Genomic DNA, 15,998 nt, shown 5'->3' with positions numbered 1-15,998 from the left:
AAATTAAAAATTCGACTATATTTGCACTCGCTAAAAAGAGCAACAACTTCCTCCTTAGCTCAGTTGGTTAGAGCATCTGACTGTTAATCAGAGGGTCCTTGGTTCGAGCCCAAGAGGGGGAGCAACTTTTTTTAGCAAACATATTTACCTTTAAGGTGATTCCTCCTTAGCTCAGTTGGTTAGAGCATCTGACTGTTAATCAGAGGGTCCTTGGTTCGAGCCCAAGAGGGGGAGCTTATTAAATACCACTTACATATGTAAGTGGTATTTTTTTTGATATTTACTCAAAGTATCTTGTTAATCAGAACCCCGATAGCTCTATCGGGACAAGAGGGGGAGCTTAAAAAAAAAAGACTATCAATCGATAGTCTTTTTTTTGTTTTATATCCAAGCTTAGTTTTTAACCAGTTTAGTGCCCTTCAATTCATTACTACTCATGTTTACACTTTCAAACATACGCATCATTTCATCAGCTTTATCCTTTTGGTTAATTGCTTTTAATGCCTGCGCGTATCTATAATAGTAAATTGACTCTAAATCAGAAGTCATATTAAACAGTTCTTCGTAGTATTTAGCCGCCATGAATAAATCACCATTAAAATAAGCCTTGTCTGCGACTTTTGTAAGCATCATTATAGATTTATACCCCTTGTCTAAAACTTTTGCATAGGTGTCAATTATATCTATACTTATATATTTTTGATCTTCCGTAGGAGCAATTACTTCTACTTTGACTGGCTCGATTTTTATAGCGCTGGTATCAATAATACTTTTTGACTGTAATGCTAATGCTGTATTAACTTTTTTTACTTTGGCTTTTCTGTATATCGGAGTTACTGTCCTGGTATTATTTGGTCCCAGATCGTTTGTGTAGACCATATCTAATTTTGAAACTTCGTATTTTGTAATTCTTTTTCCGAAAGTCATATTAATAACTTCTTCTACATAATACCCCACAATAACGAGATCATCTTTGGGTGCCGTTTCAGCTTTTGAAGCTGCGTTTTTGCTTGTGGAAGCCATTGCAATATCATTCGTTGTTTGTCCGTAAATATGAAAAGAAAGAACAGACATAGTTGCTATAAAATATCGTACATAAGCTTTCATAATAGATTAAATAAGATTATTATCAGTGAAAACATTATGTAAATATACTGATTTTGAATAACTTATGATTTATGTTTGCCTTAAATTGCCTGAAAAACCGTTTAAGTGTAACTTTCTTTCACTTAAAAGGTTTGCAATTGTTTTTATAATAGATACAAAATTGCCAACTGTACGAAAAATTGTATTTTTGTTTCACGTACTGTAATTAAGCAATAAGACTTATAAAAACACTAAAAATGTATCGTACACAAAAAAACGTGTAATGTACTATCGCCCTAATTTCTCAAGAATTTTAAATATCTTTGAATTATGAGCACACTAACAAAACCAAATCATATAGGGCGAAAAATTAGCCGTATTCGTGAACTTCGAGATATGAAACAAGAAGCATTAGCGCAAGCTTTAGGAACCAACCAACAAGCTATTTCTGCTATTGAAAACAGTGAAACAATCGATGATGAAAAACTGAAAGCAATTGTTGAAGTTTTAGGTGTTTCTGTTGAAGGAATTAAAAATTTCTCTGAAGAAGCGGTTTTAAATATTATTGGGAATACAATTAATAATCACGATAATGCTTCTTCATTTAATTATGGTTGTACTTTCAACCCGCTTGATAAAGTTGTGGAACTTTATGAGCGTTTGGTTTTGGCTGAAAAAGAGAAAGTTGAATATTTGGAGAAATTGTTGAAGAAGTAATTCTGTCTGTAATAAATCTATGTATGGAGACTTAATAATTCATTAAAGTCTACTTTGAAATATGCAAAAAGATGTTTGACTCAATAAAAGGATTCATTACAATTGCATTTTTCTTAGAATTATTACACATTGCTTTATAAGGACCTTTGCCTATAATACGTTTGTAATCTTTATCCTTACTAAATAAGTTTTTTATGATAAACTCAAAAAAAGTAAATGGAGAAATCAGCTTTGACATTGGAAATCGTATATCATTAATCGCGCCGATTTGAATTTCGCACTTATGATGCGATTCTACTTTTGAATCAAAATCCACTCTTAAATGAGAACTATTAGTTGACAAATACTTATATTCAAATCTACCCAAAAGTAAAGATTCAACATTTTCATTATTACCAACTTCAATAGATTCTGCGATGAGAGTCTTTAATTTATTATCATCCATTTTTAATTCAAATTGATGATTTAGTATATTCCAAATATCATAGTAATACTCCATCAAAACCTCATCTTCTGAATCGCTTAACAACGTTTCAATCTCATCTTTATCTTCTCTCAAAACCACAGGATAAGGATAATATGCCATTTTCACTTTTTGAAGCGTTTTGCCTTTATATAAATAATAAAATTGAACACACCCTTTATCATCTTTCAGAAGAAAGCTATATTGTCTATTTTTTATGATATATTCAAATTCTTTAGCGTAAATATTTTTAAATATCCCTGCGCTATAATTTTTCCAACTTATTTCCGACGATGAATTTTTTGCATAATTTTCTGTAACAATTAAGGTTCTAAATACCTTTTTAATTAATTCTAAATCTTCGTAAATATTATCTATGGTCATTGATTATTTGTCTTTTTTCATTTTTTGAATTTCATCTAATAAGGCTTGATTTTGCATTAATTTCTCGATAAGAAGAGCTCTTGATGTTTCGTCTGAAAACAAATTATTAATCTCATTATCAACCTTTTCAATGTTCTTATCACTCGATAATATAATATATTTTCTTTTTATATCCTCTATGGATGGAAAAGTAAAATTAAATTTTGGATAATCTTCCTGTATGCTCGAAATTTCTTTCTCTAGTACATCATTCTGCGTTCCTTCACCATATAAATAGCACCATCCCCTTGATCTTGTGATTGATACAAAAATTGCATTTCTCATTCGTAAAGTGTAATCATTTACAGCTTTCTGCGAATTTAATATGAAAACTATATTTGTCTCATTTCCTTTTGCCCTAAAAGGAGTACTTAATGTGACAAAACCTTTTTCTTTAAAGGCATCATTGCTTTCAATATAGCCAGGAGTAATCGCTTTTACACCTTTTATATCTAACTGTTGACGTATATGCTGAAAGTGTGCTTTTGAATTTTTTGTATCAAGATTTATAATTAAAATTTCCTCTGGCTCAACTTTTTGATTATTGATTAACCAAAACACTTTATTTACAACTTCATTCAGCTGTTCATTAGTATTATCACATTTCTTAAATTGAATTAGCTTTTGTTCATCTTTAGAACCATAAGATTGTAATAATTTTTCCAAATTGTTCCTACTAAAAGTTGATTCTCTTTCTACTACTACCTCATCATCTTCCTGGAAACGAAGTTTATTTGGCTGAATAACGGTATATCCTCTAGCTTCCCAATCTTCTTTAAGATCCATTGGCATCTTACTGTTTTTTGAGTATATTCCAAGTGCTAGTCCATGTGCAACCATTAAATTTATTCGAGGATTTCTATATGAGTTAGGGAGAACAAAATCCTTCTTAATTTTTCCTTTATATTCTCCATCTAAATCTGAATTTAAAATATTTGGCACCTTAAATTCATCATAACCAAATAACTCTTCAGGTTCTTTAATTTTAAGCTCTGTCAAAGATTGAAATTCATCATATGCCCAAACAATTCTTTTTAATTTTTTCTCTTCATCGCTATATTTAGTAAGATGATATACTGTTTCAAAAAAAGAAGGTGAAAAATCTTGGGCTTCATCTATTAACACAATATCATATTCTGGTATTATTTTGCTTCTTCCATTAGCTAATAAATCTGAAAATATTTTTTCGAGAGGATCTTCTGCCCCTTTGACATTCATAAAATTAAGTGGTTTAATACCTATCGAATTCGCAGTATTATAATAAACCCCTGGCTTGCTACTTCCTCCCCAAGCATGAAAAATATGAAGTTTATTCCAATCTGGCATTTTCTTTACTTCATTAAAATAATATTTAGTAATTAAGCTTTCAACTTGATTATACATACTAGCAGTATTAAAAACGAAAAGTATTTTCATTTCTGGAAAAAACTTATGAGCCAATGCTGCTTTCATACACAAAATAATAGTTTTCCCTGTTCCAGCTAATCCTCTTACACGCTGTGGACCTGAAGGAATTTGCAAAGCAATTTGCCTTTGTACAGAATCTAAAATAAATGTATTATCTAAAGATTTTTTTATAAACTCATTTATATTTTCTGGTTCTTTCTCGATCTTTTTTTTATTCACTTTCGAATAAATATCAGATCCATCCAGTATTGAATTAATTATATCCAATACAGATGATTCTATTCTGGAAGACTTAAAAAAATCGGAAATATTTTCCGAAAAATTATCTGCAGCTAAAAATCCATTAATAAGCGGGTATTCACATTCATTTAATTTTTGAATTTCTTCAAAAGTATTTTGAGTAAATATTATATAATTATTTATTTCAAATTTTTCTTTCCAATTTCCTTTTCTTACATCAAATAAATTTTTATTTTCTTTTAATTTATTTTCAATCTCTTGCTTATAAAAATTAAGGATCAAATCTCTTGACTCTATATATTCATTATTTTGAATTTCCCAAAATTCATTTTCTTCATCAAAACCTATAATTTTATCATATACAATATCGATTATAATAATACCATAATCTTCCGAACGAATAATAAAAGAAGGAGTTTCTTCCATAGATTTACCTAACGAAGGAGTTTTATAACCCATAATTCCTTTATTATCTTGAATTTTATCAACTATCAAGTCCCAAATTTGATTTGCGAATAAGTTTTCTTCTAATTCAATATTACCAGCTAAAAATTCCATGCAGATGTATTTATATTTTTATGTAAGATAAGATATCTCAATGATCAAATGTACAAAAATACAGACAACATGTTCATTTAGTTTTATAAAAATAGATAATATTTAAAATGAGATTATTGCTACTATTTTCACCAAAAAAGCGCCACAATTACTTGCAGCGCTTTTTTCATATCAGTAAAAGAAAAACTCTTTTTAAACCCCCAACTTCTTAGCAATCTCAGTAGGAATCCCACCTTTATTTACCATTAAAGCAGTAGTTTTATATTTTACGAAATTTTTGGTACAAACAAGAAACCTTTGTAGTCGTTTGTTTCTCCCCAAGAATTTTTTACGATGTAATATTCTTTTATCACCTTCCTGACTTCAAGGAAGTGATATTTTAATTCCATCGAATTCGATGGAATTAAAAAACAGGATTAAAACAAAAAACGCTACAATTACTTGTAGCGCTTTCTCAATATTCTAAAATTAAAATAAATTTAAACCCCCAACTTCTTAGCAATCTCAGTAGGAATTCCTCCTTTGTTCACCATTAAAGCAGTAGTTTTATATTTTACGAAATTTTTGGTTACGAACAAGAAACCTTTGTAGTCGTTTGTTTCTCCCCATGAATTTTTTACGATGTAATATTCTCTTCCGGTTTGATCTTTTGCAAGACCAATAATGTGCATTCCGTGATCGTCTGTAGTAGTGTAGTTGTCAAACGCAGCCTGACGCATTTCCGGAGTAATTTCCGGTTCTGGTTTTGGTCCGTTAAACATGTCTGCTTTTTCTTCAGCAGTCATGTCGTCGAATTTTTTTGTTGGAACATAAGCTACACCATTTTTCCAGCTAAAGCTTTTCTCGCTTACGTCTGTTGCCCACGCTACCGTATATCCTTTTTTCAACGCATTGTCGATAACATCGGTCATGTCGTTTACTTTTACGTTGTAAACCTGATCAAACGACCAGTTGTCCGGTACCATCATCGTTGTTTTTTGGTAGTATGGTGCAGTTGTAAAAGATGACATTTCAACGTAATCATCAGGATTAATTCCTACTACCTCTTTTGCAAAAGATTGTGGCGTGTAGTTTTTTCCTTTGTAGGTAAAATTATCCGGCACTTTTCCTAAATAAGAATCGATAACGGCAGTGTATGCTTTTTGCCAGTTTGGCGTTAACTCACCATTTGGGTTTTTAACTACAGCAGTCAAAACACCTTCGATAAGTGCGGCCATTTCGCCAAATTTATTTTTATCGGTTCCGTAGTTTAAACCTGTGTAAACTTCTCTTGGTACGGCTCCGTATTTTTTATACATATTGGTTACATCGTGCAAAGCACCTCCGTCACCCAAAGTAACCGCGCCATGCATGCGAACATAATTAATTCCTTTTTCAACATAAACGTTTCTGGCAGAGTAAATTTGAGACAATTCTACAGGCTGTTTTCCTAAACGAATCATTTCTGACTCTAAAAAAGAGTTTGTAGCGTAACTCCAGCAAGTTCCTGACGAGCCTTGTGTTTTTACCGAAGTTGTTCCTAAATTAATTTCTTCTGTGAATTTAAAGTTCTCTTTACTTTTATCACTTGCATTTAACTTTAGTGAGTTAACCAAAACGTCTTGTGCAAAAGAACTGCTGACACCAACAAAAAATGCCGACGCAACAAAAACTGATTTCAACGTAATTTTATACATAATCAATGATTTAAATAGTTGACTAATTAGTCTACTACATTTTATTTTTGTTACAAATCAATTAAATATTACATTATTTGTGCGTTGTATAACCGTTAATTTTTTCATAATCTTTTTGTTAAGCGATATAAACTTACAAATTCTGCAATAATATCATGTCCTTTAAAATCAATACTAAATCTTATTCTTTATTTTTTAAATTAGTGGTATTTTGCCCGTTGTAAAAAAGCCACATCCACCCAAAATGTACGAACTCCAAAAAGAGAAATACTTAGGCAATACCAAAAAAATATTCGACAATACGCAGGGAATTGCAGTTGTTGAAACGGAGTATCAAAACAAGGTTTATGAGGGCTGGCATTCGCACAACAATGCACATATTACACTTTTCCTGAAAGGCGGAACTACCGAAAAACGAAAAAATTTTAGCGAAACAGTAGGTCCGGGTTCCTTGTTATTTTATCACAGCGATGAATTGCACCTGAATCAAAATACCCTTTTTCCGTCGCAAAACATCAACATCGAAATAGAAGAAAAGCTGTTGAAAGAACTTCAGATAAGTGAATCGATAATCGAAAAATCGGTTCAAAATGCAACACTTACCAAATTTATAATCCTGAAGATTTTTAAGGAAAGTCTGGTTTCCGATGCTTTTTCCGGCGACACGATCAACATGTTATTTGCACAATTAGCGAATTCGAACGCTCATTTGGAACGGTTTGAAAAAAGTCCGTTTTGGGTAAAGAGTTTGAATGAATTATTAAATGATTGTTGGAATGAAAATCCAAACTTGCAGGATCTGGCGCAGGTTTTAAACTTAAATCCAATTACGATATCAAAACATTTCCCGAAATATTTTGGCTGTACTTTGGGCGAATACATGCGCAGGATCAAAATAAACCGTTCGCTTTCGCTGATACAATCCAATCCGGGTAATTTAACCGAAATTGCTTTTCAATGCGGATTCTCAGATCAAAGTCATTTTATCAGAACATTTAAAAGCCAAACCGGTTTTTTACCCAAACAATTTCAAAAATTATAAGAGAGGCAAATTTCATTCTATTTTTTGGTTTTGATGCTGTTTACATTTGTTTCAAATTAAAACCAAAATCAAAATGCAAATTCAAACTCTTACCACAAAGCAAAAAATATTTAATTTTCCGTTAGTCAAAATTATTCTTGCATTAATTGTCACAATGGCTTTGGTCATTATCGGACAGCAAATTACAGGCAAATTATTAGGATTAACTTCTCTTGACAGAAACTACAGAAATCTTATTAAAGGAATTTTGGTTTCGGTTCTCGCTTTAACGGGATATATTCTTTTCTTTAAATACTACGAAAAAAGAAAAGTAACTGAATTAGCCACAAACGGTCTTGCCAAAAACTTAATCATCGGAATTTTGATTGGCGTTGTTTTACAATCGCTGACTATTTTGGTTATTTACGCCACCGGAAGTTTTAATATTGTGGCTGTAAATCCTGTATCCTTTATTATTATTCCGCTTACAGTTGCTTTTACGGCTGCCATTCTTGAAGAAATTTTAATTCGCGGTATTCTTTTCAGAGTTCTGGAAGAAAAACTGGGAAGTTATATTGCTTTGGCTATTTCGGCTATAATTTTCGGAGCGCTTCATTTATCAAATCCGGGCGCAACATTGGTTTCTGCTTTATGTGTTTCAATTGAAGCCGGAATATTATTGGGTGCCGCTTTTATATACAGCAGAAATTTATGGTTTCCGATAGCGATTCATTTTGCGTGGAATTTTATGCAATCGGGCATTTTTGGCGCAATAACATCGGGAAACGAAAAAGCAGAAAGTTTATTGGTTACTAAAATCGAAGGTTCTGTGTGGATTACCGGAGGAGAATTTGGTCCCGAAGGAAGTTTTCAGGCGATTATATTTTGCTCTATAGCTTCGGTGATATTACTTTTTTTATGTTATAAAGAAAACAAGATTGTGAAACCTTATTGGCAAAAATAAAAATTGAATCTAAATAGCAAACCCGACAGTCCGAGGCGTCAGACTATCGGGTTTGCCATGCGACTTTAACGCATCCAGTTGCTCCCGAATACTATATAATATGCCCAGTCTTCCGGGCCTTTTGCGACGTCAACACCCATTCTGAGTTTAAATTTTCGTGCCAGTAAATACCTGAAACCTGTTCCGTAACTGTATACGACGGGTTTAGCAAAAGCCTGATCCCAATTGTCAAAAGCACTTGCCAGACCACCGTAACCCATAAGGCTCCATCTTCGGTATACATCCCATCTCAATTCGAGTTCGGTTACGACACTTGTTTTTCCCTGATATCTTGCAGCGGGAATTCCTCTTAAATTAATTCCCGGTAAGAGATAAAAAGGTGGTTTCCCAAAGGCTTGTTCCCCTTCAATTCGGAGTCCGCCAATTAATTTTTTGGTTACAGGATAATATCCAATTGCCGAAAGATTAACGCGCCAGGCATCATAATCACTTCCAATGACATCATCAGACCAAAAGAAATCTGATTGTATGCGAATTCCTTTATCGGGGGTAAAAATATTGTCCCGTCCATCAAACTGAATAGCCCCACCAAACTGACTTACCAAACTATTAATGTCTTTTGGTTTGACAAAAGAGGGTGGAAGATCCAGATTTAAATCCGGCAATGTTATATTAGAATTTAGAAATAAATATTGCGGACCTGCGCTCCATTTTGCATTTCTAAATTGTTTCAGCCATTGTGTGTAGAATATGGTAGACTTAAAATTGAGCTTAAATTCTTTATCGTTTCCATTGGGTAAATTTTCATAAAAAGAGAGGTTCATGTCGCCATAACCTGCCATTACCCGATATAATATTCTCGATTTTATTAAAGTACCGGAACGAAAGGCGCCCACCATCCAGCTTTTGTTTTCGGTATACATTCCGATTCCTCCTGTAATATCGGGATTTATAAATCGTTTTTTGCCGTTTTCATCAACAACAGGTGCGTGCTTTTTTAGAAAAACAGGAACAATTGCACCTCCAATTCCTCCCAGAGCCGGTTCTGTTATAATTGTTGGAACCACAATAAAACCGTGTGCATAAATAATGTAATCGCTTAAATCGAATGCGCCATCAAGAGAATCTTTTACGCTAATATGATGCTTTTGTCCTCTTATAGTTTGAAATGAGAAAAAGCATATCATTAACATGAAAACCATTCTCTGAATAATTTTTTCTTTTTTAATGATAAAATCTGAAGATGTATTTCTCATTTCAAGTCATTTAAGATTTATCTTATTTCAATAAAAAACAGCAACTTTAATCGTTATTCTTCTACTACTTTTGCCAGGCTAAAAACATGTGCGAGTGTAAGGAAAAAGGTGTTTCCCTGAAAACGGTTTACAGCTTCAAATTCAGAAACCCAGCGTAATCCTGCTGAAGTTTTAGAACCTATATGAAAATAGTTTACTTCGGCTCCTATGCCTGCAATTCTGTCTTTTGCAGGTTCAAGTACAGAATTACCAACCGGTATTTTGTCGGGTGATATTTTTCCTTGTAAATAATAAATTGCCCCGGCATTGAGTATTCCTTTTGGTGCTGTTTTTTCTGCATTCATCAAATAAAAAGTTTTTCCTAAACCTCCTTCAATACTTAAAATATCTCCGGTTTTTATATCTGTATCTTTCTTTTTACCGTTTATTTCATACGCCGCCAATGCGGAAAAATGAAAGGTCTTTTTATCATTGAAGAATAGAGTTGTTCCTGCTGAAAATTCATTCATAAACATTCCCAGACCCGCATTGTCAGAAGCTCCTGCTGTAAATTTTCCGGTAGGAAGGTATATTTGGTAACTAAATACAAAATCGGCTCTTTTGTTATGCCAGCCCAATTGTACAGGTTGTACAAACATATCTGTAAAGGCTAGTGAGTTTTTGGCATCCAGAGAATTTCCCTGAATGGTGTTTGATGCAAAAGCCAATAAAATACTAGCGCCATAATTAGCGCCCAAGATTTTAAAGTCGCTTATATATGATGCTCCGGCTCCTGTTATAAACATCGTGATATCAGGATTTGCAACTGATTTATCTCCATTGGCATTGCGCAAAGAGCAAGCATCATAAAGATAACCCGGAACATACACACTTAAAGTTTTAGCCGGTGCCTGGGTTCCGGATTGTAAACCCATTGCACCAAGAATATGTCCGCCTTTAAGCTGAGCATTTCCGGTAAAATAAATCAACAAAAGAAAAAGTGTAAGAATTAATTTTATGGGTTGTCTGCGGGTATTAAAATTCGTTTTCATCTTGTTTATTTTAAAATTAATGAAACCTGTATTGCTTTATTATTCATACTTTATCTAAGATTCTTTTAAATAAAAAGAAGAACTTGTTTTCTCAGAATTAATTCTGATTATCTTAAAATATTCTGAAGGAGATTTACCCGTATGTTTTATAAAAGCTCTAAAACAGGTAGTTCTTGATTTAAATCCCGATCCCCAGGCCATACCTTCAAGAGATAAATCTTTCCATTCGGGATCATTTATTTTGTCTTTAAAAAATTCGATTCTTTTTAAATTGACATAGTCCTGAAAATGAAGATTAAATTCTGAATTTATTAAATTAGAAAGATGATGAACTGAGATTCCTGTTTCATCAGACAAATCACGAATAACAAAATCTTTTTTCAGGAAAAGTTTTTTTGTAGAAAAAATATAATCCAGTTTTTCGAGATATTCCTGTTTTTTATCAGGGGTTAATTCCTTTACTAACGGCAAATTATTTTTGATTTCTTTTGTTTTTATGACCGATGAAGTATCTGTAACAAAACTAAACTGATTACTTGTTTCTTCACTTATTTCATTATTAAAATCGTAAAAAACCTGAGGTTTGAAATAAAGCCAGCCTACTGTAAAAACAAGTACTGCAGAAATTAATATATAACAGGAAAAGTCAAGATTATTAACCTGATTCATCAAAAAATAATGTACAAAAAGGGTAGAAAACAAAAACAAAATCATCAAATTATAAACTCTTATCCAACTTAATATTTTTACACGCTGGAAATGATTTTCTTTAAATTTTTTCAAATCATAATTTAAAATCATCATTGTCTGGCAAAAAGCATACAATAACCAAACTGTGAGACTTAACATAGAAAACGGGTTCTGTACTTTTACAGAAATATAATCAACCACATGAATATCAACATAATTGCCAATCCAGACAAAAATGGTTAAACCAAAATAAAGCAGAAAGGGTAAAAAATGCAGCCAATCGTATTTTTTAAATATTTTACCCGAAAACAAAACTGTTCTGACATAAAGAAATGCAGAAGGTGCCACCAAAAAAATAAAAGATTTGGTGATCATAAAAAGATCAGGGAAATGCTTAAAAATAGTAGCTGATAAATAAAAATTATAAACACTGACAACAGCAAGGCTAAACAAGAACAGTCCTAGAAAAAAACTTTTTGAGTAATTTTTTCGTGAAAACAGAACCATAAAGGAGGTAGCAAAACCAACCAGTGTCGCTATAAAAAAGAAAAGTGAAAGTACGATATCAACCATATGTTTAAGTTTCAATTATTAATATTGCTTCAACATGGATTATTTGTTAAAGACTATACCTGCCTTAAAGCAAGTATAATCTCTATATAACAAATCTCTGAAAAGGTTTATTTTTTAGCTAAACCAGGAGGGAAACCTGCCAATATTTTTTTGACAGAACTCGCTATAAATTCTTCGGGATTGTCTGGTTTATTATCAATTTGTGCATTTCCTATTCCCTGCCAAACTAATTTTTGTGTTTTTGTAGAGACGATATCAATTACCAGAGAGCCATCTACATAATCGTAAGTATTAAATGTTGTGGTACCGCCGCCCATCATGGCTCCGCCGCCCCAGTATCCGTATGGACGGTACATTCCGCCATAGCCATAAAAATCAGAGTTTGCCGTAACAGATTGTTTGTTTTTTAAAATAGAAACTGCATTTACTTTTAAGTCAGGAGTACTGCTTTCTGTAAAGCCTTTGGCGATCATTTCAGAACGAATGGCTTTTGTAACACGGTCTACGTTTAATTGGTTAACCTGTCCTTCCTGTGCTTTTAAATCATAAACTGCAAAGGTTTTATATTCGCTAAAATTGGCAGCGTGGTCATAATCTGATGTAACATTTACGGTTGGTGAGCAACTGTAAATTAGGCCCAAAAAGAATATTGGGATTATTCTTATAGATGTGATTTTCTTTTTCATCTTATAGTATTTAAATTAATGATTAATTGAGTTTAACTTCTAATTATTTTAAAAAAAATGCTTCAAAACTGTGAAAGAATGAGGAAAGGGCGTTTATACGGTGTGAGTGTGGCGTAAATAGCTAGAAAACAAATAATTGCAGAACGTCAAAGATAAATCTTTTTTTTTAAATTCGTTGGGCAACAAATAAGCGATTACTTTTTCTAAGTATAAACTTAAACAAATTAATTCAATATGTAATAAAAATACTTCTTTTTTTGTTGCCGAATGTTTTCTTGTTGTTAATAATTTCTGTTGTTTATAAAATTATATTGCTGTCGAAATTGGTAATCTTCCCTCTTTTATTGCTTCCAGCATCTTGGTATAATCGGCATCATTTTGATCTGCATACGAAATAGAAAATTTTGCTATTGCACTGGCAAATTCATTGCTGTTTCCTATATAACCGGACAATACAGAAGGATCACCTGTTCGTGCATGCGCTCTTGCTAATGCCCAGCCACATGCTTTTGCATAATCTGCCATATTTCTTGCTTTCATAATTTCGAGAACCGGTTTTACCTTTGCGTCCCGAAGCTGGCGGATATAAAAAAACTTGTTCTGATCATCCTGCGTCCATCCTAAAAGCATATCCGATGCAGATTGCATTAGTTTTTGCCCCATAACAATTCGTTCGCCCTGATGCTTATACTTATTTTCGATTTTAAGATTTGGCTCTAATACGCTTTGTCTGGCTTCTTTAAACTGCAAAAAAATGGGTTCGCCCGTTGCCGACATTAATAAACTTATGCCGCAAACTGTTCCTACACTTCCTACACCTACCACCTTCATTGCAACGTCATGCAGTGTATATCTGCTTAATAAAACCTGTTTATCATCTGGTAATGACTCCATATATTTTTTGTGCGCGGTTTCTACTTCACGGATAATTCTTTTTCCTTCTTCTCCTGTTGGATGAAAAATCAAAGGCGGATCATCTTTTATTCTGGCACGATATCCATCCTGATAAGTCATTTTTGCAAATTCTTTTTCATGAGCTGTATACTCCGACGCTTTTTTTATTCGCTTATGCTGAAATTCTTTTATTTCTTCATCTTCGCCTCTTTCAATAAGTTCTGCCAGATCAATATCGGCATACCAAATTTGAAGTGCCGATAATTTACTGTATTCGAGCATATGTCTTTTGTAACTATCGGCCACATGCCAGGCAAATTCTTTGCAGTTTTTATTCGAGAATTTTCTCCATCTTCCTGCAATTGCAAAACTGGTGGCGAGTCTTTTTATATCCCATTCCCACGGTCCGGGAAATGTTTCATCAAAATCATTTATATCAAAGACCAATTTTCGTTCAGGAGTTGCAAATCCTCCAAAATTCATTAAATGACAATCTCCACACAGCTGTAAATGAATTCCTGTGGTGGGAGTTTGCGCTAAATCTGACGCCATAATTGCTGCTGCTCCCCGAAAAAATGAAAATGGCGATTCCATCATTCGGCTATATCGTATCGGTAGCAAACTTTCGACTCTTCCTATATTTGTTTCAATAAGAATGTCAACCGGATTTTTTCTGTTTTCAGATACTTTCCATTCCTGATGTGCGTTTCGGGCTATAACTTTTCTAATTGCTGTGCCTTTTGCGTACCGTTCTGTTTTTGAAGCAACGGGATCAAATAAATTCTCGATTTTATTTTCGAATTTTTCAGGCATAAAAGGTGTTTTTATTATTTTACTTCCTTAATATCATCCATTTTCCAGCTTTTATCAAAATAAGCTGCAGTTGGTCCATAAAAACGCATATAAGTAAACCAATGTTTTCCTGGTAAAGTCTGTACCCAGTTTTTATCTTTTCCGGTTGGCGCTTTTGGTCCGAAATACAAATCGACAGAACCATCAGCATTTTTTATTAAATCCTTACGGGAAGATAAATCGGCATTTTTTTGAGGATTATCAATCAGACAGCGTGTCGCTACATCATAAATCGTAATCGACCAGAAATTTACAGCCGGAGGATTTGCCGGCACATTCAACGTATAATTTTTTCCACCATCAAGCCAGTTTCCTGTATTATCAAAATAAGAGCCTAAATAGGCCTGACCCACATTTGGAATTTTGGTAATCATAGCTTTTGAATACGTAACTGCTTCGTAGAAATAGGAGGTTCTTTCGAAAAATTCATCATAATTATCCGCATGTTGTGATGGATCTTTTATAATCATCACGTAATCCCATTTTTTGTCTGGCCAGTGTTTCACGTCTTTAAAACGTTTTTCGAATGAATTTGCCATTGCCATTTGCTGTCCTTTTTCAGCAGCAGCAATTAAAATTTTCTTTTGACGCTCATCTGGATTAAAAGGTTTTCCTTTTTCAATACCCAGATTTCTAAGCCAGGCTATAAAAAAACGGTCGCGATCTTCTACGGGTTCATTTTGTAAAATGGCATGAAGACGTTGCCAATAAGCAATTCCGGTTGGTTGAATTCCGTACCATTTTTTACCTGCTGGCGGACTAACTACTTTAGTTGGCAAAGGATTGGCGCGTTTATCATAAGGATAAATTTTTACCTGCTTAACCAAAGTTTCAGTTGCTTTTGGATCAGGATCTAAAGCTCTAAAACCAAAAAACATATTTACCGTCGTACAAGGAACTACAAAATATCCTGCTGGTTTAAAGTCTTTCATAGTCGGCGGTACCAAAATATATTTCCCTCCCTTTCCTTTATCTGGTCCCATCTCACCAATAACTGCCTGCTCACGCTGCCAAAAATCTCCCAATCCTCCAGCGGTATGTCCCGCAGGCATTTCGATAACAGTTGGACCATTGGCAGCAAGATCTATAAATGAAATGATATAAGGAGTCGTGGCATTTCCTGTCAAAATCCCCAGACGGTCATTATAGGTGTTGTAAAAAATAAGATCATTGCTTGTTGCATTGAAGGTTTTGTATTGAATATGCTGCCATTCGGCGAAAGCCACAATTGGTAATCCCCACAAATAACATTGAGTTGCCTGCTGAAAATCCATTTCGTCAAATAATTTCGGAATAGATTCTTTTGAAGGTAATTCTCCATCCATTTTTATTTCAGTTCCAGAAGTTGAAACCTGTGTTGAAGCAACATTTTCTGTTTCTGCTTTTTTACATCCAAAATTTAAAATAAGAGATGAAAAGACGATAATTAAGAGATGTTTGTTTTTCATAATGCTAGATAAT

The 15,998-nt window shown here is 33.4% G+C and carries 13 protein-coding genes, 2 tRNA genes and 1 pseudogene; 5 read left to right on the top strand and 11 right to left on the bottom strand.

Annotation, left to right across the window (positions count from 1 at the left end):
- Positions 1–48: 48 nt before the first annotated feature.
- Together AC4FQ3_RS16280 and AC4FQ3_RS16275 are read left to right on the top strand one after the other, a co-directional pair.
- Positions 49–122, top strand: a tRNA-Asn gene (locus AC4FQ3_RS16280).
- A 38-nt stretch (positions 123–160) separates the two neighbouring features.
- A tRNA-Asn gene (locus AC4FQ3_RS16275) sits at positions 161–234 on the top strand.
- 159 nt (positions 235–393) lie between these two features.
- Here AC4FQ3_RS16275 and AC4FQ3_RS16270 read toward each other — a convergent pair.
- Positions 394–1,107, bottom strand: a complete 714-nt coding sequence (locus AC4FQ3_RS16270; protein ID WP_491182529.1) for a hypothetical protein — start codon at positions 1,105–1,107, stop codon at positions 394–396.
- A gap of 309 nt (positions 1,108–1,416) precedes the next feature.
- Here AC4FQ3_RS16270 and AC4FQ3_RS16265 point away from each other — a divergent pair, with 309 nt between their 5' ends.
- The gene (locus AC4FQ3_RS16265; RefSeq protein WP_491182528.1) at positions 1,417–1,803 is read left to right on the top strand and encodes a helix-turn-helix domain-containing protein; all 387 of its coding nucleotides are present in this window, start codon (positions 1,417–1,419) and stop codon (positions 1,801–1,803) included.
- Between the two features lie 49 nt (positions 1,804–1,852).
- Here AC4FQ3_RS16265 and AC4FQ3_RS16260 read toward each other — a convergent pair whose 3' ends face one another.
- The 4 genes and pseudogenes from AC4FQ3_RS16260 to AC4FQ3_RS16245 form a co-directional block, all read right to left on the bottom strand.
- Positions 1,853–2,650 carry a DUF2290 domain-containing protein gene (locus AC4FQ3_RS16260; RefSeq protein WP_491182527.1) on the bottom strand — a complete coding sequence of 266 codons (798 nt, stop codon included), beginning with the start codon at positions 2,648–2,650 and terminating at the stop codon, positions 1,853–1,855.
- 3 nt (positions 2,651–2,653) lie between these two features.
- Complete coding sequence (locus AC4FQ3_RS16255; protein ID WP_491182526.1) at positions 2,654–4,894, bottom strand: DEAD/DEAH box helicase; 2,241 nt, start codon at positions 4,892–4,894, stop codon at positions 2,654–2,656.
- Between the two features lie 192 nt (positions 4,895–5,086).
- Positions 5,087–5,241 (bottom strand): annotated as a pseudogene (locus tag AC4FQ3_RS16250) (C1 family peptidase); the annotation flags it as partial.
- Positions 5,242–5,373: 132 nt separating this feature from the next.
- A complete protein-coding gene (locus AC4FQ3_RS16245; protein ID WP_073394539.1) occupies positions 5,374–6,570 on the bottom strand; it encodes a C1 family peptidase in 1,197 nt (398 codons plus the stop codon).
- A gap of 244 nt (positions 6,571–6,814) precedes the next feature.
- On the opposite strand from AC4FQ3_RS16245, the gene AC4FQ3_RS16240 reads away from it, so the two are divergent.
- A complete protein-coding gene (locus AC4FQ3_RS16240) occupies positions 6,815–7,612 on the top strand; it encodes an AraC family transcriptional regulator (protein WP_491182525.1) in 798 nt (265 codons plus the stop codon).
- Between the two features lie 73 nt (positions 7,613–7,685).
- Entirely contained in the window at positions 7,686–8,555 is an 870-nt protein-coding gene (locus tag AC4FQ3_RS16235) for a CPBP family intramembrane glutamic endopeptidase (RefSeq protein WP_491182524.1), read from the top strand.
- A gap of 65 nt (positions 8,556–8,620) precedes the next feature.
- Here the strand turns inward: AC4FQ3_RS16235 and AC4FQ3_RS16230 are convergent, their stop codons facing one another.
- The 6 genes from AC4FQ3_RS16230 to AC4FQ3_RS16205 form a co-directional block, all read right to left on the bottom strand.
- Positions 8,621–9,811, bottom strand: coding sequence for a BamA/TamA family outer membrane protein (locus tag AC4FQ3_RS16230; RefSeq protein ID WP_491182523.1), 1,191 nt, complete (start codon positions 9,809–9,811; stop codon positions 8,621–8,623).
- Positions 9,812–9,864: 53 nt separating this feature from the next.
- Positions 9,865–10,842 (bottom strand): SphA family protein, encoded by a 978-nt coding sequence (locus AC4FQ3_RS16225; RefSeq protein ID WP_491182522.1) that lies wholly within the window; start codon positions 10,840–10,842, stop codon positions 9,865–9,867.
- 54 nt (positions 10,843–10,896) lie between these two features.
- On the bottom strand, positions 10,897–11,880 hold the full coding sequence (locus tag AC4FQ3_RS16220; protein WP_491182616.1) for a helix-turn-helix domain-containing protein: 984 nt from the start codon (positions 11,878–11,880) through the stop codon (positions 10,897–10,899).
- Positions 11,881–12,212: 332 nt separating this feature from the next.
- Positions 12,213–12,791: a DUF4136 domain-containing protein gene (locus AC4FQ3_RS16215; RefSeq protein ID WP_491182521.1), complete on the bottom strand. Its 579-nt coding sequence runs from the start codon at positions 12,789–12,791 to the stop codon at positions 12,213–12,215.
- A gap of 306 nt (positions 12,792–13,097) precedes the next feature.
- Entirely contained in the window at positions 13,098–14,498 is a 1,401-nt protein-coding gene (locus tag AC4FQ3_RS16210) for a DUF2252 domain-containing protein (RefSeq protein WP_491182520.1), read from the bottom strand.
- A 14-nt stretch (positions 14,499–14,512) separates the two neighbouring features.
- A complete protein-coding gene (locus tag AC4FQ3_RS16205; RefSeq protein WP_082036947.1) occupies positions 14,513–15,985 on the bottom strand; it encodes a DUF1254 domain-containing protein in 1,473 nt (490 codons plus the stop codon).
- Between the last annotated feature and the right edge of the window lie 13 nt (positions 15,986–15,998).

Source organism: Flavobacterium sp. AK-345 (genome assembly GCF_058310175.1).
The sequence above is the reverse complement of the archived record's forward strand: the minus strand, read 5'-3'. Positions and strand labels throughout refer to the sequence as shown.